A 19,050-nucleotide genomic window follows, 5' to 3' on the forward strand; every position below is an offset into this window, starting at 1 on the left:
CCCCCCCCCCCCCCCCCCCCCCCCCCCCCCCCCCCCCCCCCCCCCCCCCCCCCCCCCCCCCCCCCCCCCCCGCCATCACCCCCCGTAGGCCGCCCCTTCCCGCCGCGGGTCCGCCGCGCCGACGAGGGTCCCGTCCTCCTGCACCTGGATCACGTGCAGGCCCGAGTTCAGGTCGCGGGTCTTCACCTCGTGCCCCAGCGCGCGCAGGGCGTCCGCCAGGCGCTCGGCCTCCGTGCCCTCTTCCAACTCGACCGGACCGCCGCGGGACACCACGTGGCCCGCCGCCACGGCCTCGGCCGGGTCCATGCCGAAATCGAGGATCCGCACCAGCGCCGCGGCCACGTATTCGATGATGCGCGACCCGCCGGGGGAGCCGATGAGCAGCACCGGCGCGCCGTCCTTCAGCACCATCGTCGGCGCCATGGAGGAGCGCGGCCGCTTGCCCGGCCCCACCCGGTTCGCCACCGCCAGCCCGTCCTTGACCGGCGCGCGGGAGAAATCCGTCAGCTCGTTGTTCAAAAGGAACCCCCCGGTCATGCGGCGGCTGCCGAAGCCGGTCTCGATGGACGAGGTGGCCGAGACCATGTTCCCCGCCGCATCGACGGCCACGAAATGCGTGGTGCCGGGACGCTCCGGATCCGTGTCGGGCGCCTGGGCGCCGGCGCCCGGCGGAACTCCCGGCTCGGCCTTCGCCATCGCCGCCGCCTGGTCGATCAGCTTCGCGCGTTCAGCCAGGTACGCCTTGTCCAGCAGCCCCTCGGTCGGCATCTCCACCTGGTCGGCATCGGCCATGTAGAGGCCCCGGTCCGCGTAAGCCAGCTTCGACGCCTCGGCGAAGAGGTGCCAGGCCTCGGGCCCGTCCCCGAGGGCGGAAAGGTCATGCCCCTCGAGCATCCCGAGGATCTGCCCCACCGTCAGCCCGCCGGAAGACGGCGGGCCCATGCCGCAGACCTCCCAGTCGCGGTAGTCGATGCAGACCGGCGGGCGGACCTTGGCCTCGTAGCCCGCGAGGTCCTCCATGGTCAGCATCCCGGCCAGCTTGCCGCCGGGCGCGTTGGCCGCGTCGACGATGCCGCGGGCGATGGCGCCCTGGTAGAAGGCCTCCGGCCCCTGCCGCGCCAGCAGGCGCAGCGTGTCGGCGTAGGCCTGGTTGCGCAGGCTGTCCCCGGCGGCGAGGGGGGCGCCGTCGGGGAAGAAGTACCGCCCGGCGTCGGGCGCGTCGCGCAGCCCCCGCTCGGCCGCCTTCTCGACCGAGGCGGCGAGGCGGGGCGAGACCGGGAACCCCGTCTCCGCCAGCGCGATGGCGGGGGCGAGCAGCCCGGACCAGCCGCGGTCGCCGAAATCCGCATGCAGCCGCGCGACCCCGGCCACCGCCCCGGGCACGCCGACCGAGCGCCCGGTCATCACCGCGTCCCACCAGCCGATGGGCGCGCCGTCTTCGCCGAGCCAGTAGCTCTCATCCGCCGCCATCGGCGCCGTTTCGCGGCCGTCATAGGTGACGATCCGCCCCGTCTCCGCGTCGCGGTAGAGGATGAAAAGGCCCCCGCCGAGGCCCGAGCTCTGCGGCTCCACCAGCCCCAGCACCATCTGCATCGCCACCGCCGCGTCGGCGGCCGTGCCCCCGGCCGCCAGCACGTCGCGTCCCACCGCCGCCGCCTCGGGATGCGCGGCGACGGCCATGAAGGTGGGCGCCTCGGCCCGGCGGGCGGCTGCGGCGCGGTCATGCGTCGCCTCGGGCTGCGACGCCGCGGGCGGCGCGGCCGCCTGCTGGGCGGCGGCAGGCGGCGCGAGAAGAAGGGCCAGGGCGGACGCGGCGGCGCGAAGCGGCATGGAGGTCTCCCGTTTGGTTCGTCGCGGCAAGCATCGGCGCGGGGACGGGCGGAACGCAAGCCGCGCGGCACACGATCGGGTGAGGCGTGGTGGCGGGGGCGCGTTGCGAAGGCCATTGCGGGGGCTGCCGCCCCCGGTCCCCCGCGCAAGGGGGGGATCCCCCTTGCATCCCCCTTCTTTTGTTTCTGGGATGGTGGCCGCCGTCGCGCCTTCCCTCGACCCGGGGCGCGGGCGGGCTTGGGGAGGGACGAGCCCTCCCGCGCGCCCGCCCGGCCGCGCATCCGCGCGGCGGCGCCCAGCCCAGGACAATGCGCCCAAAAGGCTTCCCTTCGCGCCCGGTTCAGGCCATGCATCGCCCCAACCGGCCCCGCCCCAATGACGCCCCCCACGCCGCCCGAGGAGAGACGCCATCACCCCCGCCGCCCGCATCTCCGCCGCCGCCGAGCTTCTCACCGCCCTGCGCGATGCGGACTGGCGCGGCACGGACCGCGCCCTCGCCGCCTGGGGCCGCGCCAACCGCTTCGCCGGGTCCAAGGACCGCGCCGCCATCGCCGACCTCGTCTACGACGCCATCCGCCGCCGCCGCTCGCTCGGCCTGCGCATGGGCCGGGACGACCCCGACGGCCGCGCCCTGATGATCGCCCTCGCCGCCGAGGATGACAGCCTCTCCGCCATCTTCACCGGCGAGCGTTTCGCCCCCGAGCCGCTCTCGCCCGAGGAAACCGCCGCCCTCGCCGCCCCCCTGCCCGACGCGCCCGAGGCCGCGCGCCTCGACCTCCCCGACGACCTGATGCCCGAGCTGTCCCGCTCCCTCGGCGACGCCCTCCCCGAGGTGGCCGCCGCGCTCCAGGCCCGTGCGCCGCTCGACCTGCGGGTCAACACGCTGAAGACCGACGTCGCCTCCGCCGCCGCCGCCCTCGCCGCCGAGGGGGTCCAGACCGAACCCGGCCCCCTCTCCCCCGCCTGCCTGCGGGTCACCGGGGGCGCCCGCCGCCTGCGCAACGCCGCCCCCTACCAGGACGGACGCGTCGAGATCCAGGACGCCGCCAGCCAGGCCGTCGCCGCCCTTGCGGACGCGCGTCCCGGCGAGACCGTGCTGGATTACTGCGCCGGCGGCGGCGGCAAGACGCTGGCGCTGGGGGCCGCCATGGAAGGGCGCGGGCGGCTCATCGCCCATGACGCGGACCCGAACCGGATGAAGGACCTGCCCGCCCGCGCCGCCCGCGCCGGGCTGACGGTCGAGGCGCTGCGCGGCGCGCCCCCGAAGGCGCTGATCGGCGCCTGCGACCTGGTGTTCATCGACGCGCCCTGCTCGGGGACCGGCGCCTGGCGGCGCAACCCGGACGGCAAGTGGACCCTGGCGCCCGGGGACGTCGCCCGCTTCGCCGCCCTCCAGGCCCAGATCCTGGCCGAGGCCGCCCGCTTCGTCGCCCCCGGCGGGCGGCTGGTCTACGCCACCTGCTCGCTGCTTCGGGCCGAGAACGAGGACGTCGCGGGCGCCCCCCCGCCCGGCTTCGCGCAGGGGCCGCGCCTGCGCCTCGACCCGCGCCAGGGCGGCGACGGGTTCTTCGGCGCCGTCATGACCCGCAGCGGCTGACCCATCCGCCCGTCGCGCCCGGTTTACTCGCCCATCGGTTTACTGTTTCGTAGGTTTCGCGCCGTTTAGTTGCGGATGGCGAGACAGCGGCCGCGGGACGCCCCGCGCCGCAGGAGCGGGAGGGCCAGGCCAAGATGATGCTGGAAGAGGCTTCGGCCCTGCCGCGACGCACCGCGCTCCTCTCCGCCGCGCTGGCCTTCGGGCTGGGCGCGACGCTGGCCCTGCTCGCCTCGACCGACATCCCCGACACGCTGCCGCCGCTGGCGCTGGCCGCGGTCGCGCTGGTCGCCGGGGCGGTGGCCATGGGCGCGCTGGGGCTGGCCTACGCCGTCGTCTCGCGCCGGCGCGAGGGGCGCGAGGAAGGCGCCTTCGCCGCGCTGCTCGACGCCGATTCGGCCCCCGCGGTGCTGTCGGACGCCTACGGGGTCATCATCGCCGCCAACGCCGCCGCCCAGGCCTGCGGGCGCGACGCCGCGCCGGGGGCCCGCGTCGCGGGCCTGCTGCGCGCCCCGCGCCAGCGCGCGGAACAGCTGATCTACGTGATGCTGCGCGAGATGCGCCGCGGCGGCGTCTCCCGCCGCCGCCTGCCAGAACCCGCGGGCGGCTGGTGGGACGCGGTCGCGGCCGATCTCGGCGCCGGGCGGGTGCTGTGGCGCCTGCGCATGGCCGAGGAAGGCGCGGGGTCCGAACTGTCGGACCTGCCCCCCGACATCGCCGCCCTGCGCCTGCGCGACGGGGAGCTTCACGCCAACGCCGCCATGGGCGCGCTGACCGGCGGCGTGGCCGAGCGGCTGGACGAGGTGTTCTCGGCCCCGCCGGAGGGGGAGATCTGCCTGCGCCGCCTCGCCTCGCCCGCCCCCGGCGTCGACCCGCTGCGCCGGATCGTGACCCTCGGGGCGCCCCCGGGCGCCGGGCCCTCGGCCGAGACCACGTTGCTGGTGCTGCCCTGCGCCGACGAGGACGCGGGGGCCGAGCCGGGCCGCGGCCTGGCGCGCACGCTCGACAGCCTGCCGGTGGCGCTGGCGCGGCTCGATCTCGACGGGATGACCCTCGGGGTGAACCCGCCCGCCCAGGCGCTGCTGGGCGAGCATGCCCGCGCCGGGCTGCCCTTCGACGACCTGGTGGAAGGGCTCGGCCGCTCGGTCGCCGACCGGGTGTTCGAGGCCGCGCGCGGCCTCTCCTCGGGCCGGTCCGAGGTCGCCCGCGCCCGGCGCGACGACCGGGAGACGTTCCTGCAGATCTCGCTGAGCCGCGTGGTGCTCGACGGCGCGCCCTCGCTGATCGCCGTGATCTCGGACGCGACCGAGCTGAAGACGCTCGAGGCCCAGTTCGTCCAGAGCCAGAAGATGCAGGCGGTCGGCCAGCTTGCGGGCGGCGTCGCGCATGACTTCAACAACCTGCTCACCGCGATCAACGGGCATTGCGACCTGCTGCTGATGCGGCATGACACCACCGATCCGGACCACGCCGACCTCACCCAGATCCGCCAGAACGCCAACCGCGCCGCCTCGCTGGTGCGCCAGATGCTGGCCTTCAGCCGCAAGCAGACGCTGCGCCCCAAGGTGCTGTCGCTGGTCGACACGCTGGCCGAGCTGAGCCACCTCCTGAACCGCCTGCTGGGCGAAAAGGTGCGCCTTCATCTCGAGCACGAGGGCGAGCTGGGCCTGGTGCGGGTGGACGAGCGGCAGTTCGAACAGGTGGTGATGAACCTCGTGGTCAACGCCCGCGACGCGATGCAGGAGGGCGGCGACGTCCATATCCGCACCCGGAACATGAGCCTCGACCAGGAGCTGCGCCGCGACCGCGCCGTGGTGCCCCCCGGCGATTACGTGCTGGTCGAGGTCGCGGATTCCGGCCACGGCATCCCGCCGGACAAGATCGCGTCGATCTTCGAGCCGTTCTTCACCACCAAGAAGGTCGGCGAGGGCACCGGGCTGGGGCTCTCCACCGCCTACGGCATCGTCAAGCAGACCGGCGGCTTCATCTTCGCCGACAGCCAGGCGGGCGAAGGCACCGTGTTCTCCATCTGGCTGCCGCGGCTGGAGCGCGAGGCGGAGAGGGAGGAGGAGGTCGCCGCCGCCCCCGCGCCCGCCCCGGCCGAGGCCGAGAAGACCGGCGCCTCGGGCGTCGCCCTGCTGGTCGAGGACGAGGCCCCGGTCCGCTCCTTCGCCATCCGCGCGCTGCAACTGCGCGGCTGGGAGGTGCTGGAGGCCGACAACGCCGAAACCGCGCTCGAGATCCTCGAGGACAAGGCGCTGGAGGTGGACGTGATCATCTCGGACGTGGTGATGCCGGGGATGGACGGCCCGACCTGGGTGAAGAAGGCGCGCGAGCAGCGGCCGCATGTGAAGGTGATCTTCGTCTCCGGCTATGCCGAGGATTCGTTCCGCCGCAACCTCGAGGGGCTGACCGACTTCCACTTCCTGCCCAAGCCCTTCTCGCTGACCGAGCTGGCCGACGCCCTGTCCAAGGTCTGAGCGGGCGCCGAAACGCAAGAGGGGCGCCCAACCGGGCGCCCCTTTCGCATTGCCGGCCCGCGCGGCTCAGTCGGCGATCCCGGCCTCGTACCAGGCCACGATCAGCCCCCGCTCCTCGGGCGAGATCGACGTGATGTTGCCCGGCGGCATGGCGTGGGAGCGGCCCGCGTTGATGTAGATCGCCCGCGCCTGGCGCGCGATCTGCTCCTCGGTCTCCAGCATCACGCCGCGGGGGGGGACCACGATCCCGTCCCAGACCGGCTCGGCCGCGTGGCACATCGAACAGCGCCCCATCACCGTGTCGGCCGCGTCCTCGAAGCCCGCGGCGGCGGCGAAACGCTGGGCGACCGGCCCGGCATCGGCGAGGTCGACCTCCTCCACCTCGGGCGATCCGACCGAGCTGAGCCAGATGCAGAGCAGGAACAGGAAGCCCGCGACGCCCCAGGTCCAGTAGGGCTCGCCCTTTCCGGCATGCATCGAGTTGAAGAAGTGCCGCACCAGCACGCCCATCAGGAAGACGAAGGCGGCGATCAGCCAGGAATACTCGGTCCCGAAGGCCAGCGGGTAGTGGTTCGACAGCATCAGGAAGATGACCGGCAGCGTCAGGTAGTTGTTGTGGGTCGAGCGCTGCTTGGCCTCGGCGCCCAGCGCCGGGTCGGGCGCCTCGCCCGCCTTCAGCGACGCGATCACCTTGCGCTGGTTCGGCATGATGATGAAGAACACGTTCGCGGTCATGATCGTCGCCGTGAAGGCGCCGAGATGCAGGTAGGCGGCGCGCCCCGTGAACACCTGCTGATAGCCCCAGGCCATCAGCACCAGCAGCACGAACAGGAGCCCCATCAACCGGTTGGCATGCTGGCCGAATTTCGATTTGCACAGCAGGTCGTAGCAGATCCAGCCGATGGTCAGCGACAGGGCCGAGACGACCACGCCCATGGTCCCCGACATCTCCAGCTTGGTCTGGTCGACGAGGTACAGCTCCGCCCCCGCCCAGTAGACCACCGCCAGCAGCGCCGCGCCCGAGAGCCAGGTCGAATAGCTCTCCCACTTGAACCAGGTCAGGTGCTCGGGCATCCGCGCCGGGGCCACGAGGAACTTGGTGACGTGGTAGAAGCCGCCGCCATGGACCTGCCATTCCTCGCCATACGCGCCCTCGGGCAGGCCCGGCGCCTTGCGCAGGCCGAGGTCCAGCGCGATGAAATAGAAGCTCGACCCGATCCAGGCCACGGCGGTGATGACGTGGACCCAGCGGACCGCGAAGGCCAGCCACTCCCAGAAAATCGCGAAATCATGCATGCGCGCGCAGCCCCTCCGTTCGATGTGCGATGCAGCATGGCACGCCCCGCCGCCAGCGCAAACGCCGAAGAAGCGAAGGCGCTTTCAAAAAATCCCGAATGATGATCCCTTGGGCGCCATGGCTTATCTCGACGCCCTGCGCGTGTTCGTGCGCGCCTATGAACTCGGATCCATGTCCGCCGCGGGCCGCGACCAGCGTGTCTCGCCCGCCGTGGTGTCCGCCCGCATCGCGGAGCTGGAGCGGCGGCTGAACGCGCGCCTGTTCAACCGCACCACGCGGATGCTGCAGCCGACGGAACAGGGGCGCATCTTCTACGCGGGCGCGATGAAGATCCTCGACGCGGTGGCCGAGGCCGAGGCGGCGGTGGCGGACGTGTCGCTGAACCCGCGCGGCAGCCTGCTGGTGGCGGCGCCCCTCGGCATCGGGCGGCGGCTGATCGCGCCGCAGATCCCCGAGTTCAAGGCGCGCTGGCCCGAGATCGACGTGCGCCTGCGCCTGACGGACCGGCGCATTGACGTGATGGGCGAGGGGCTGGACGTGGCCTTCTTCCTCGGCCGCCCCGAGGACAGCGGGCTGCGGCAACGGGTGGTTCTGGATTGCGAGCGCGCCCTTTGCGCCGCGCCGGAATACATCGCCCGGCGGGGCATGCCGCGGCGGGGCGAGGACCTGGCCGCGCATAACCACGACTGCCTGATGCTGCGCTTCCCGGGCGCGCAGGAGATCGGCTGGCTGCTGGAGACGGAGGAGGGCGAGCGGGCCTTCCCCCTCTCCGGGCCGTTCGAATCCGATGACGGCGACGTGCTGACCGACTGGGCGCTGGCCGGGCACGGCATCGTCAACAAGCCGCTGTTCGAGGTCGCCGCGCATCTGCGCGCCGGGCGGCTGGTGAAGGTGGCGGAACAGACGCCGCCGGCGCCGGTGCGCCTCGTCTGCCTTTACCCCCACAAGCGGCACCAGGATGCGAAATCGCGGCTCTTCATCGACTTCATGACCGCCGCCTGCCGCAGCGCGCTCGACGCCGTGCTGACGCCGCCCAAGGCTTAGGCGCCGCGCCCCATCCTGCCCCATGCTGCGGCGCCGCATCCGCGCCCCCGGCGAAGGCTCTTTCATCATTTTTTTGAAAGCGGGGCTGATTGTTTGCCTATAGGCTGGTTGGATCAGGAAACCGACCCCAGCGAGCCCCATGCGTTATCCCCGAGACCTGCGCGGCCACGGCCCCGCCGCGCCCGACGCCCAGTGGCCCGGCGGCGCCGCCGTCGCCGTCCAGTTCGTCATCAACTACGAAGAGGGCGGCGAGAACTGCCTGCTGCATGGCGACCCCGCCTCCGAGGCGTTCCTGTCCGAGATCGTCGGCGCCCAGCCCTGGCCGGGCAAGCGCCACTGGAACATGGAATCGAACTATGAATACGGCGCCCGCGCCGGGTTCTGGCGGCTCCACCGCATGTTCACCGAACGAGGCATGCCCGTCACCGTCTACGGCGTGACCAGCGCCATGGCCCGCTCCCCCGAGCAGGTCGAGGCGATGCAGGACGCGGGGTGGGAGATCGCCTCCCACGGGCTGAAATGGATCGAGCACAAGGACATGGACCCGGCCGAGGAGCGGGCGGTGATGGACGAGGCGGTGCGCCTGCACGTCGAGGTCACCGGCGAGGCGCCGCGCGGCTGGTACACCGGGCGCTGCTCGATGAACACCGTCGACATCGCGACCGAGATGGCCTGCTTCGACTATGTCTCGGACGACATCGCCGACGACCTGCCCTACTGGCGCCATCACGCCGGGCGCGACCAGCTGGTGATCCCCTACACCATGGACTGCAACGACATGCGGTTCGCGACGCCCCAGGGCTTCAACTCGGGCGACCAGTTCTACACCTATCTCAAGGACAGCTTCGACACGCTCTACGCCGAGGGGCTGGCGGGCGCGCCGAAGATGATGTCGGTGGGCCTGCATTGCCGCCTTGCGGGCCGCCCGGGCCGGGCCGCGGCGCTGGCCCGGTTCCTCGACTACATCGCCGGGCATGACCGCGTCTGGGTCCCCCGCCGCATCGACATCGCCGAGCATTGGGCGAAGACCCATCCGCCCCGCGCGGGCCTGCGGCCCAGCGCCATGGACCAGGCGGCCTTCGTCGAGGCCTTCGGTGCGATCTACGAGCATTCGCCCTGGATCGCCGAGCGGGCGCACGGGCTGGAGCTCGGCCCCGCCCATGACTGCGCCGCGGGCGTCGCCTCGGCGCTGGCGCGGGTGTTCCGCACCGCCTCCGACGCGGAACGGCTCGGCGTGCTGGGCGCCCATCCCGACCTCGCCGGCAAGCTGGCCGCGGCCAAGCGCCTGACCGCCGAAAGCGCGGCCGAGCAGGCGGGCGCGGGGCTCGACGCCCTCACGGACGCGGAACGCGCCCGGTTCACCGCGCTCAACGACGCCTACAAGGCCAGGTTCGGCCACCCCTTCATCATCGCGGTGAAGGGCCTCGACAAGACGGCCATCCTGGCCGCGTTCGAGGCCCGCATCGCCAATTCCCCCGAGGCCGAGTTCGAGACCGCCTGCGCCCAGGTCGAGCGCATCGCGCGGCTCCGGCTCGCCGATCTGTTCGCGGAGTCCGCATGACCCTTCCCCCCGTTTCCGACGGCGTGATCCAGCCCGAGGCGGAGAACCCGCCCGCATGGGCGCGCTCCGGCATCAACCTCGCCTCCGCGGGGCTCGGCGCCGAGGCCATCGCCGCCACCGACGAGTTCTTCGCCCCCGCCTCGCGGATGCTCGCCGACGCGCCGGCGATCTTCTACCCGGACCTCTATGACGACAACGGCAAGTGGATGGACGGCTGGGAAAGCCGCCGCCGCCGCGGGCCGGGGCACGACATGTGCGTCGTCAAGCTCGCCGCGCCGGGGCGGATCTTCGGCTTCGACGTCGACACCGCGCATTTCACCGGCAACTACCCGCCCGCCTGCCGCATCGAAGGGGCCTGCGTGGACGGGGTCCCGACCGACAAGGACTGGGCCGAGATCCTGCCCGTCAGCCCCCTCGGCGCCTCGGCCCACCACTTCTTCACCTGCGAGTCGCGCGAGACGTTCACCCATGTGCGCCTCCACATCCATCCCGACGGCGGCGTCGGCCGCCTGCGCGTCTACGGGCGCCCCGCGCTCGAGACCGGCGGGGAGGAGGTGGAACTCGCCGCCGCCCTCGGCGGCGCGCGCATCATCGGCTATTCCGACGCCCATTACGGCCACCCCTGGCGGCTGCTGGCCCCCGGGCGGGGCGAGAACATGGGCGACGGCTGGGAGACGCGGCGGCGGCGCGAGCCGGGCTCGGACTGGATCGTCATCCAGCTCGCCGCCCGCGGGCGCATCGAGCGGGCGCTGATCGACACCGCGCATTTCAAGGGCAACTTCCCCGACAGCGCGTCCATCCAGGCCGCCGACATGTCCGCGATGGGCCGCGACATGGGCCCGGAGATGGACCGCGCCGTCACCGTCGCCTCGATGTTCTGGGAAGAGCTGCTGCCGCCCCAGAAGCTGATGGCGGATCACGAGCATGACGTGACCGGGGGGCTGAAGGATATCGGCCCGGTGACCCATGTGCGCCTCAACATCCACCCCGACGGGGGCATCAGCCGCCTGAAGCTCTGGGGCAAGGTGGAATGAGCCGGACGATCCCCCTCCTGCCCCTGACCGAGGAGGCCTTCGCGCCCTTCGGCGAGATCATCGCCAAGCGGGCCGAGCCGTCCTTCCCGATCAATGGCGGGATGTGCGACCGGCACCACGCGCTGGCGGTGATGGACCTGCTGGGCGAGGGCGCGCGGGGGATCATTTCCATCGGCCATGGCCGCCCTTACCCCGAGCCGCTGGAGATCGGGCTGGTGGAGCGTCACCCGCTCGGGAGCCAGGCATGGATCCCGCTCCACGACCGGCCCTTCGCGGTGGTGGCGGCGCCGGATGAGGGGGGGCGGCCGGGAACGCCGGTCGCCTTCCTGACCGCCCCGCGCCAGGGCGTGAACTACCGCGCCGGGGTCTGGCACGCGCCGCTGCGTCCCCTGGGCGCGGCGGGGGACTTCCTGATCGTCGACCGCGACGGGCCGGGCGAGAACCTCGAGGAATACACCTATGACAGCCCCTGGATCGTGACGACCGATCCGGCGGGCTGAGACTCATGCGATCCGCGGGCGATCAACGACCCGCGGGCGCGTCCTGACGACGGGAAACGCCGAGGTCTGAACAGCCGCGCCCGGATCGGGCGGATTCCGTGGGGCGCTTTCGGGGATCCACATGCGAATGACGGCCCGATCAACCGGCCGCGCCGCACCGACAGCAACAGGGGAACCGACCCATGGCCGACGTATCCATCGGCACGCCGGCGCAATTGCGCGACCCGAACTTCACGCCGCCCATCCACAAGGCCATTCCGCTCGGCATCCAGCACGTGCTGGCGATGTTCGTCTCGAACGTGACCCCGGCGATCATCGTCGCCGGGGCGGCAGGGTTCGGCTTCGGCTCGAACTCGCCCGACTTCCCCGAGCTTTTGTACATGATCCAGATGTCGATGCTGTTCGCCGGCATCGCCACCCTGTTCCAGACCGTCGGGGTCGGCCCAGTGGGCGCCCGCCTGCCGGTGGTGCAGGGCACGAGCTTCGCCTTCCTGCCGATCATGATCCCGCTGGTCGCGGGCAAGGGGGTCGACGGGCTCGCCGCCCTCTTCACCGGGGTGCTGCTGGGGGCCTGTTCCACGGCGCGCTGGGGCTGGTGATCGGCAAGATCCGCTTCGCGCTGCCGCCGCTGGTCACCGGCCTTGTCGTCACCATGATAGGCCTCGCGCTGGTGAAGGTCGGGATCGAATACGCGGCGGGCGGCGTGCCCGCCAAGGCGCGCGGGCTCGAGAGCTATGGCGGCCTGACGTCCTGGTCCGCGGCGCTGGTGGTGATCTTCGTCACCCTGGGCCTCAAGTTCTTCGCGCGCGGGATGCTCTCGGTCTCGGCCGTGCTGGTGGGGATCATCGTCGGCTATGTCTACTGCCTCGCCATCGGCATGCTGTCGGTCGACGCCATCGCGCAAAGCTGGGAGCGCGCGGCCGCCTTCGGCCTGCCGCAGCCCTTCAAGTACGGGTTTGAATTCTCCTTCGCGGCGCTGATCGGCTTTTGCCTGATGGCCTTCGTGTCCGCCGTGGAGACGGTCGGCGACGTCTCGGGCATCTGCAAGGGCGGCGCGGGCCGCGAGGCGACGGACAAGGAGATCGAGGGCGCGACCTTCGCGGACGGCGTCGGGTCGGCCGTCGCGGGCGCGTTCGGGGCGATGCCCAACACCTCGTTCAGCCAGAACGTGGGCCTGATCGCGATGACCGGCGTGATGTCGCGCCATGTCGTCACCATCGGCGCGATCTTCCTGATCGTCTGCGGGCTGATCCCCAAGGTCGGCGGCGTGGTGCGCACCATCCCGATCGAGGTGCTGGGCGGCGGCGTGATCGTGATGTTCGGCATGGTCGTCGCCTCGGGCATCTCGATGCTGTCCGACGTGGTCTGGAACCGGCGCAACATGGTGATCTTCGCGGTGGCGCTGTCGGTCGGCCTCGGGCTGCAGCTCGAGGTGATGAACACCGCGCCGGGCTCGGCCAACGCGCTGCAGCACCTGCCCGACACGCTGCGCATCCTCGGGGCCTCGGGCATCCTGCCCGCGGCGCTGATCGCCATCGTGCTCAACCTCGTGCTGCCGCACGAGCTGACCGATGACCAGACCGAGGAGTTATCGGGCGGCATGCGCGGCGAGAAGGCCCCGTAAGCGCCCGATCCGTGGCATCATCGGCGGCGGCGTCCCCGGGCGCCGCCGCCTGTCGTTTCACCAAGCCCCCCTGACCCATTGGAGGCCCCCCATGTCCACGCTCCTGATCCGCGACGCCGAGGTCCTGGTCACCATGGACGGCGCCCGCCGCGAAATCGCGGGCGGCTGGCTGCTGGCGCGGGACGGCGTGATCGAGGCGATCGGGACCGGCGAGCCCCCGGCGGCCGAGGAAAGCGTCTCGGCCATGGGCTGCGTGGTCACGCCCGGCCTGGTCAACACCCATCACCACCTGTTCCAGACGCTGACCAAGGCGGTGCCCGGCGGGCAGGACGCGCTGCTGTTCGGCTGGCTGCGCACGCTCTATCCGATCTGGGCGAAGATGGGCCCGGAGGAGATCGCCCTCTCGACCACCCTCGGCCTGTCCGAGCTGGCGCTGGCGGGCTGCACCACCTCCTCGGACCATCTCTACATGTTCCCGAACGGGTCGCACCTGTCGGACAGCATCCACGCCGCGCGCGAGGTCGGGGTCCGCTTCCACGCCACCCGCGGGTCGATGAGCATCGGCGAGAGCAAGGGCGGGTTGCCGCCGGACATCCTGACCGAAGGCGAGGACGCGATCCTGCGCGACTGCGCCGACCTGGCCGACCGCTTCCACGACCCGGCGGACGGCGCCATGACCCGGATCGGCTTCGCCCCCTGCTCGCCCTTCTCGGTCAGCCGCGAGCTGATGCGCGACAGCGCGATCCTGGCGCGGGAGAAGGGCGTGATGCTGCACACCCACCTCGCCGAGAATGACGAGGACATCGCCTATTCCCTCGAGAAATTCGGCGTCCGCCCGGGCCGCTATGCCGAGGATCTCGGCTGGGTGGGCGAGGACGTGTGGCACGCCCATTGCGTGAAGCTGGACGCCGAGGAAATCGCCCTCTTCGCCCGCACCGGCACCGGGGTCGCGCATTGCCCCTGCTCGAACTGCCGCCTCGGGTCGGGCGTCGCGCCGGTGCGCGCGATGCGGGATGGATCGGTGAAGGTGGCGCTGGGCGTGGACGGCTCGGCGTCGTCGGACGCGGGCCACCTGGTGGGCGAGGCGCGGCAGGCGATGCTGATGCAGCGCGCGACGCTGGGCGCCGATGCGATGAGCGCGCGCGAGGCGCTGGAGATCGCGACGCTGGGCGGCGCCGCGGTGCTGGGCCGCCGCGATGTCGGCGCGCTGGAGGTCGGCAAGCAGGCGGACCTGGTGCTCTGGGACCTGGGCGGCTTCGAGACGGCGGGCGCCTGGGACCCGGTCGCCGCCCTCGTGCTGTGCGGGCCGATGCGCGCGCGCGAGGTGTTCGTGGGCGGCCGCGCCGTGGTGCGCGAGGGGCGGATGGCGACGGTCGAGGCGCCCTCGACCCTCTCCGCCGCCCGCCGGGCGGTGGAGAAGCTGGCGGGCGGCTGAGGCCCGCCCCCCCGCCCCGCCCTGCCGAAATCCGCGCCGCCGCCTTGCGGGTCTGCGGAATTGTATTGGGATTTGCGCACAGCCACTCCCTGCCCCGCCAAGGGCTTGACCCGAAACCCGCCCGCGCGGGCCGCCTTTGCCCGCGCGCGGGGTTCTTGACGCTGCGGACCCGCTCGGGTCCCCTGTCGCGACAAGGGCCGGGATCAACCGGCGGCGGAGCGGAGGAGACGGCCATGGCCGAGGCGCGCGATCAGGGCGAATACGATTACATCGTGGTGGGCGCGGGCACGGCGGGCTGCACCCTGGCCAACCGGCTCTCCGAGGATCCGCGCAACCGCGTCCTGCTGCTGGAAGCGGGCGGCGAGGACCGCTGGATCTGGTTCCACATCCCCGTCGGCTACCTCTATTGCATCGGCAACCCCAAGGCCGACTGGGGCTTCCAGACGGCGCGGGAGCCGGGGCTGAACAACCGCAAGCTGCTCTACCCGCGGGGCCGGGTGCTGGGGGGCTGCTCCTCGATCAACGGGATGCTCTACCTGCGCGGCCAGGCGGCGGATTATGACGGCTGGCGGCAGATGGGGAATCCGGGCTGGGGCTGGGACGACGTGCTGCCGCTGTTCCGCAAGTCCGAGGACAACTGGCGCGGCGCCTCCGACCAGCACGGCCAGGGGGGCGAGTGGAAGGTGCAAAGACAGCGCCTGCGCTGGGACATCCTCGACACGATCATGGAGGCGTTCGAGCAGGCGGGCGTCCCGAAATCCGAGGATTTCAACACCGGGAACAATCTCGGCGTCGGCTATTTCGACGTGAACCAGAACAAGGGCTGGCGGTGGAGCGCGTCCAAGGCCTATCTGCGCCCGGCGCGCGGGCGGCCGAACCTGTCGATCATGACCCATGCCCATGCCGAGCGGCTGCTGTTCGACGGGCGGCGCTGCACCGGCGTGCGCTGGAAGGACGACATGGGCTTCGCCGAGGCGACCGCGCGCGGCGAGGTGATCCTGTCGGCGGGGGCCGTCGGCTCGCCGCAGATCCTGCAGCTCTCGGGCGTCGGACCGGGCGGGCTGCTGCAGGACAAGGGGATCGAGGTGGTGGCCGAGCGCGACGCCATCGGCGCCAACCTGCAGGACCATTTGCAGATCCGCTGCGCCTACAAGGTGCAGAACGCGAAGACCTTGAACACCATGGCGCATTCGCTGATCGGCAAGGCGAAGATCGCCGCCGAATACGCGCTGCGCCGGGGCGGGCCGATGTCGATGGCGCCGAGCCAGCTCGCCGCCTTCGTGCACAGCTCGGAGGCCGTGGAAACGCCGGACCTCGAATACCACATCCAGCCGCTGACGCTGGAGGCGTTCGGCCAGCCGGTGCACGACTTCCCCGCCGTCACCATGTCGGTCTGCCACCTGCGGCCCGAAAGCCGGGGGACGGTGCAGATCGCCTCGCCCGATTTCCAGGACCACCCGGTGATCGCGCCGAACTACCTGTCGACCGAGGGCGACCGGGCGGTGGCGGCCCGCGCCATCCGCTTCACCCGCCGGGTGATGGACCAGGCCGCCATGGCCCCCCATGCGCCGGAGGAGTTCAAGCCCGGCGCCCAGTACCAGACGGACGAGGAGCTGGTGCGCGGCGCCGGGGACGTCGCCTCGACCATCTTCCACCCGGTGGGGACGGTGCGGATGGGGCCGGACGAGGCCTCGGGCGTCGACCCGCGGCTGCGGCTGCGCGGGGTCGAGGGGCTGCGGGTGGCGGATGCGTCGATCATGCCGACGATCACCAGCGGCAACACCAACTCGCCCACCATGATGATCGCCGAGAAGGCCGCGCAGATGATCCTGGAGGATGCCCGGGCGATGGCCTGAGAGGGGCCTGGCGGGGGTGCGAGGGAGGGCGCGCTCAGCCCGCCGACAGCGCCGCGAGGCCGCCGAGCGCGCCGACCACGCCCAGCGCGGCGGCGGCGCGCCAGGGCGTGCGCACGCCGCTCTCGGCCTCGACCCGCCTTGTGGCGATCATCGTCGGGACCGCGCCGACCAGCGCCCCGAGCGCGAGGAGCGCGCCCGTCGCCCCCGGCGCCCCGGGCAGCAGCCAGAGCGCGGCGCCCAGCACCATCACCGCCAGCGCCGCCAGGATCCCGGCGAGGCTGCGGTAGACCGCGCGCAGCACCCGGAGCGCGCCCGGCCCGGGCAGGCCGCCGTCCCGCTTCATGATCTCGGCGTGATAGGCCTGGGGGACCGGGCCGCGCCCGTATCTCGCCGCCAGCCCGGCCAGGCCGAGGGCGACGAGGGTGAAAAGCGCCTGCGCGACGTAGACCATGATCGGAAACTCCCCAAGCGCTGCGGTTCGTAAACCCTACGCGCCGGGCGCCGCGCGGCCAAGGGGTTTCCCGGGCCGCGCCTCAGTTCGTCACCACCGCGTAGCGCACGATCCGGTTGTTGTCGCTGTCCGAGAAGAACCAGCGCGCGCCATCATTCGCCGCGCCTTCCGGGTCGTCGAACTTGCCCGGGCCCATGCCGGGCGTCCCGTCGCCGATGGCGCCGACCAGCGTGTCGGTCGCCGGGTCGATCAGGACCACGGCGTGCCCCTCCTGGCAGGTCACCGCCATGCGGCCGGCGAAGTCGAAGGCCAGGTAGCGCGCGCCGATGCAGCCCGTGTGCGGCCCGCCGACCCCGCCGAGATAGTCGAGATCCGGGGAGAACCGCGCGACGAAGCCCGTGCGCAGGTCCGGCGCCCAGATCGAGCCGTCCGGCCCCTCGGCCACGTCATGCCCGCCGCAGGGCACCCGGACGGCCTTCACCACCTCGTCCCCCTCATAGGCCGCGACGGCGCAGGCGCCGTTGACCATCGCGTAGATGCGGCCGTTGGAATGCGCCAGCGCGCCCTCGGTCCCCGGGGCGGGCAGGCTTTCGACCAGCTGCGGCGCCTCGCCGGAGACGTCATAGACCAGCACCTGCCCGAGGCCGGAGGCGGCGACCACCATGCGCCCGTCGGGCATGAAGCCGACATCGCGCACCGCGACCAGGGCGCCGCCGCCGATGCTGTCGACCAGCTCCAGCGTGTCGGGGTCGAACACCGCGATGCGGCCCGCGAACTTGTCGGCGACATAGAGCCGCCCGTCCGGGCCGATCACCAGGTCATGCGGGTCGGCGAGGACCTGCTCCGAGGCGCCGTCGAAGGCGGCGAAGGGCGGCGCGGCGGGGCCCTCGGCCAGGGCCGGGGCGGCGAGGGCGCAGGCCAGGGCGGCGGCGAGGATCGGTCGGTGCGGCATGGGGCGGGCCCTCCTTCGCCGCTCAGCCTAGCGCGGGGGCGCGGGGCGCGCGATCACGGGCGCGTGGGCGAACCGTTTCCGAAGCGGGGACAGGCGCCGCCCCCGCGACGTGAACGCGACGCGAAAGGGGGGCGCGCGGCCCCCTTCCCGTCCCTGTCCGCGCGGCTTACTCCGCCGGGGCCGCCGCGGGCGCGGGCGCCGGGGCGCCGCCGCGGTCCACCAGCCGGTCGGCGGCCACGGCGCCCAGCCACATGCAGGTCAGCGCCACCCAGGCCGTCAGCGCCAGCGCCGAGCCGCCGGTGACCCCCGCGCCGATGGCGCAGCCCCCGGCCAGCATCGCGCCGAAGCCCATCATCGCCGCGCCGATCAGGTAGCGCGGCATCCCGTGGCTCTGATCGAAGCCCTGCCACTGCCACTGCCGCGCCAGCAGCGCCGAGACGGCGGCCCCGAGGGCCACGCCCGGCACCAGGCCGACGTCGAAATCAAGCTCCGGCTCCGGCGTCAGGAACCACATCAGCGTGTCGGCCGAGGGGCCGGAGAAGGTCAGGCTCTCGACCTGCACCGGGTCGAAGGCCTGGTAGGACAGCGTCTGCGTGAACCACCAGCCCGCCGCCACGGTGAACCCTACGCCCGAGCCGCCGAGCAGGGTCATCCAGCTCACCTTGTTCTTCGCCGCGATCACCAGCGCCACCCCCGCGAACAGCACCCCGAACAGCAGCCCCGCGCGCGGCCCGAGGCCGAGCGCGCCCGACAGCTCGATATTCGACCCGCCGGTGATCCACAGCCCCGCGATCGCCTCGCGCGCCGGGGCGAGGGCGCCGCGCAGGCTCATCTGCGCGACGGCGGCGAACACGAGCCCCGCGATCAGCGCCCGCAGGTTGCCGGTGGCCGACAGCACCAGCAGCCGCCCCGAGCAGCCGCGCGCCAGCACCATGCCGCCCCCGAACATCAGCCCGCCGATGACGGCGCCCGAGATCGAGCCGGGCTGGGCCAGCATCCGCGCCTCGGACAGGTTCAGCACGTCCATGTTGACGAACAGCTGCGTCCAGAACAGCGCGGTGGAGAAGGTCAGCAGCCACACCGCCATGCGCGGCCCGAGGCGTCCGCGCGCGAATTCGACCGCCGAGGCGCGCAGGCAGAACTGCGACCGCTGCGCCGCCGCCCCGAACACGGCCCCGAGGACAAGGCCGCCGAGCGCCGCGGTCGCGGGCTCTCCGACAAGCTCGATGATGGGTTCGAGATCCATGGCGCGTCCCCCCGAAGGCGCGGGCGACGTGCTGCGCCCGCTCAAAACGATTGCCGGGGGATACCATCGCGGCCGCGCGGCCCGCCTTGATTCAGATCACATGCGCAGAAATGAGAATGTCGCGCCCCCGGGCGGGGACGCGACAT

The 19,050-nt window shown here is 72.6% G+C and carries 13 protein-coding genes and 1 pseudogene; 9 read left to right on the forward strand and 5 right to left on the reverse strand.

Annotated elements, in window-relative coordinates; translation table 11 throughout:
• Positions 1-75: 75 nt before the first annotated feature.
• The gene (gene ggt, locus ACQ5SO_RS13230) at positions 76-1,830 is read right to left on the reverse strand and encodes a gamma-glutamyltransferase (protein ID WP_430942085.1); all 1,755 of its coding nucleotides are present in this window, start codon (positions 1,828-1,830) and stop codon (positions 76-78) included.
• 601 nt (positions 1,831-2,431) lie between these two features.
• Between ggt and ACQ5SO_RS13235 the strand changes: the two genes are divergently transcribed.
• Both ACQ5SO_RS13235 and ACQ5SO_RS13240 read left to right on the forward strand, forming a co-directional pair.
• Positions 2,432-3,427, forward strand: a complete 996-nt coding sequence (locus ACQ5SO_RS13235) for an RsmB/NOP family class I SAM-dependent RNA methyltransferase (protein ID WP_430942086.1) — start codon at positions 2,432-2,434, stop codon at positions 3,425-3,427.
• Between the two features lie 134 nt (positions 3,428-3,561).
• Positions 3,562-5,904: an ATP-binding protein gene (locus tag ACQ5SO_RS13240; RefSeq protein ID WP_430942087.1), complete on the forward strand. Its 2,343-nt coding sequence runs from the start codon at positions 3,562-3,564 to the stop codon at positions 5,902-5,904.
• Between the two features lie 66 nt (positions 5,905-5,970).
• Here ACQ5SO_RS13240 and ACQ5SO_RS13245 read toward each other — a convergent pair whose 3' ends face one another.
• A complete protein-coding gene (locus ACQ5SO_RS13245; protein ID WP_430942088.1) occupies positions 5,971-7,200 on the reverse strand; it encodes a urate hydroxylase PuuD in 1,230 nt (409 codons plus the stop codon).
• Positions 7,201-7,318: 118 nt separating this feature from the next.
• Here ACQ5SO_RS13245 and ACQ5SO_RS13250 point away from each other — a divergent pair, with 118 nt between their 5' ends.
• The 7 genes and pseudogenes from ACQ5SO_RS13250 (at position 7,319) to ACQ5SO_RS13280 (ending at position 16,255) form a co-directional block, all read left to right on the forward strand.
• A complete protein-coding gene (locus tag ACQ5SO_RS13250) occupies positions 7,319-8,245 on the forward strand; it encodes a LysR family transcriptional regulator (RefSeq protein WP_430942089.1) in 927 nt (308 codons plus the stop codon).
• A 139-nt stretch (positions 8,246-8,384) separates the two neighbouring features.
• Entirely contained in the window at positions 8,385-9,806 is a 1,422-nt protein-coding gene (gene puuE / locus ACQ5SO_RS13255; protein WP_430942090.1) for an allantoinase PuuE, read from the forward strand.
• Entirely contained in the window at positions 9,803-10,840 is a 1,038-nt protein-coding gene (alc, locus tag ACQ5SO_RS13260) for an allantoicase (protein ID WP_430942091.1), read from the forward strand. The genes puuE and alc overlap by 4 nt, the downstream gene beginning before the upstream one ends.
• Positions 10,837-11,340, forward strand: coding sequence for an ureidoglycolate lyase (locus tag ACQ5SO_RS13265; RefSeq protein ID WP_430942092.1), 504 nt, complete (start codon positions 10,837-10,839; stop codon positions 11,338-11,340). Before alc ends, ACQ5SO_RS13265 begins: the two co-directional genes overlap by 4 nt.
• A gap of 182 nt (positions 11,341-11,522) precedes the next feature.
• Positions 11,523-12,964, forward strand: a pseudogene (locus ACQ5SO_RS13270) (uracil-xanthine permease family protein).
• A 91-nt stretch (positions 12,965-13,055) separates the two neighbouring features.
• Positions 13,056-14,399, forward strand: coding sequence for an 8-oxoguanine deaminase (locus ACQ5SO_RS13275; RefSeq protein WP_430942093.1), 1,344 nt, complete (start codon positions 13,056-13,058; stop codon positions 14,397-14,399).
• A 233-nt stretch (positions 14,400-14,632) separates the two neighbouring features.
• Entirely contained in the window at positions 14,633-16,255 is a 1,623-nt protein-coding gene (locus ACQ5SO_RS13280) for a GMC family oxidoreductase (RefSeq protein WP_430942094.1), read from the forward strand.
• 34 nt (positions 16,256-16,289) lie between these two features.
• Here the strand turns inward: ACQ5SO_RS13280 and ACQ5SO_RS13285 are convergent, their stop codons facing one another.
• From ACQ5SO_RS13285 to ACQ5SO_RS13295, 3 genes are all read right to left on the reverse strand, one after another.
• Positions 16,290-16,706, reverse strand: a complete 417-nt coding sequence (locus ACQ5SO_RS13285) for a hypothetical protein (protein ID WP_430942095.1) — start codon at positions 16,704-16,706, stop codon at positions 16,290-16,292.
• An 82-nt stretch (positions 16,707-16,788) separates the two neighbouring features.
• Complete coding sequence (locus ACQ5SO_RS13290) at positions 16,789-17,658, reverse strand: hypothetical protein (RefSeq protein WP_430942096.1); 870 nt, start codon at positions 17,656-17,658, stop codon at positions 16,789-16,791.
• Between the two features lie 166 nt (positions 17,659-17,824).
• Positions 17,825-18,904, reverse strand: a complete 1,080-nt coding sequence (locus ACQ5SO_RS13295) for a YeeE/YedE family protein (protein WP_430942097.1) — start codon at positions 18,902-18,904, stop codon at positions 17,825-17,827.
• Positions 18,905-19,050 lie beyond the last annotated feature (146 nt).

The organism is Rhodovulum sp. DZ06, assembly GCF_050586345.1.
Lineage (GTDB): Bacteria > Pseudomonadota > Alphaproteobacteria > Rhodobacterales > Rhodobacteraceae > JBOCEF01.

Coding starts and splice junctions, on each gene's coding strand:
- ACQ5SO_RS13240 (WP_430942087.1), top strand. CDS start 3,562: ATGATGCTGGAAGAGGCTTCGGCCCTGCCGCGACGCACCGCGCTCCTC.
- ACQ5SO_RS13295 (WP_430942097.1), bottom strand. CDS start 18,904: ATGGATCTCGAACCCATCATCGAGCTTGTCGGAGAGCCCGCGACCGCG.
- ACQ5SO_RS13235 (WP_430942086.1), top strand. CDS start 2,432: ATGGGCCGGGACGACCCCGACGGCCGCGCCCTGATGATCGCCCTCGCC.
- ACQ5SO_RS13250 (WP_430942089.1), top strand. CDS start 7,319: ATGGCTTATCTCGACGCCCTGCGCGTGTTCGTGCGCGCCTATGAACTC.
- ACQ5SO_RS13265 (WP_430942092.1), top strand. CDS start 10,837: ATGAGCCGGACGATCCCCCTCCTGCCCCTGACCGAGGAGGCCTTCGCG.
- ACQ5SO_RS13275 (WP_430942093.1), top strand. CDS start 13,056: ATGTCCACGCTCCTGATCCGCGACGCCGAGGTCCTGGTCACCATGGAC.
- ACQ5SO_RS13280 (WP_430942094.1), top strand. CDS start 14,633: ATGGCCGAGGCGCGCGATCAGGGCGAATACGATTACATCGTGGTGGGC.
- ACQ5SO_RS13290 (WP_430942096.1), bottom strand. CDS start 17,658: ATGCCGCACCGACCGATCCTCGCCGCCGCCCTGGCCTGCGCCCTCGCC.
- ACQ5SO_RS13245 (WP_430942088.1), bottom strand. CDS start 7,200: ATGCATGATTTCGCGATTTTCTGGGAGTGGCTGGCCTTCGCGGTCCGC.
- ACQ5SO_RS13285 (WP_430942095.1), bottom strand. CDS start 16,706: ATGGTCTACGTCGCGCAGGCGCTTTTCACCCTCGTCGCCCTCGGCCTG.
- alc (WP_430942091.1), top strand. CDS start 9,803: ATGACCCTTCCCCCCGTTTCCGACGGCGTGATCCAGCCCGAGGCGGAG.
- ggt (WP_430942085.1), bottom strand. CDS start 1,830: ATGCCGCTTCGCGCCGCCGCGTCCGCCCTGGCCCTTCTTCTCGCGCCG.
- puuE (WP_430942090.1), top strand. CDS start 8,385: ATGCGTTATCCCCGAGACCTGCGCGGCCACGGCCCCGCCGCGCCCGAC.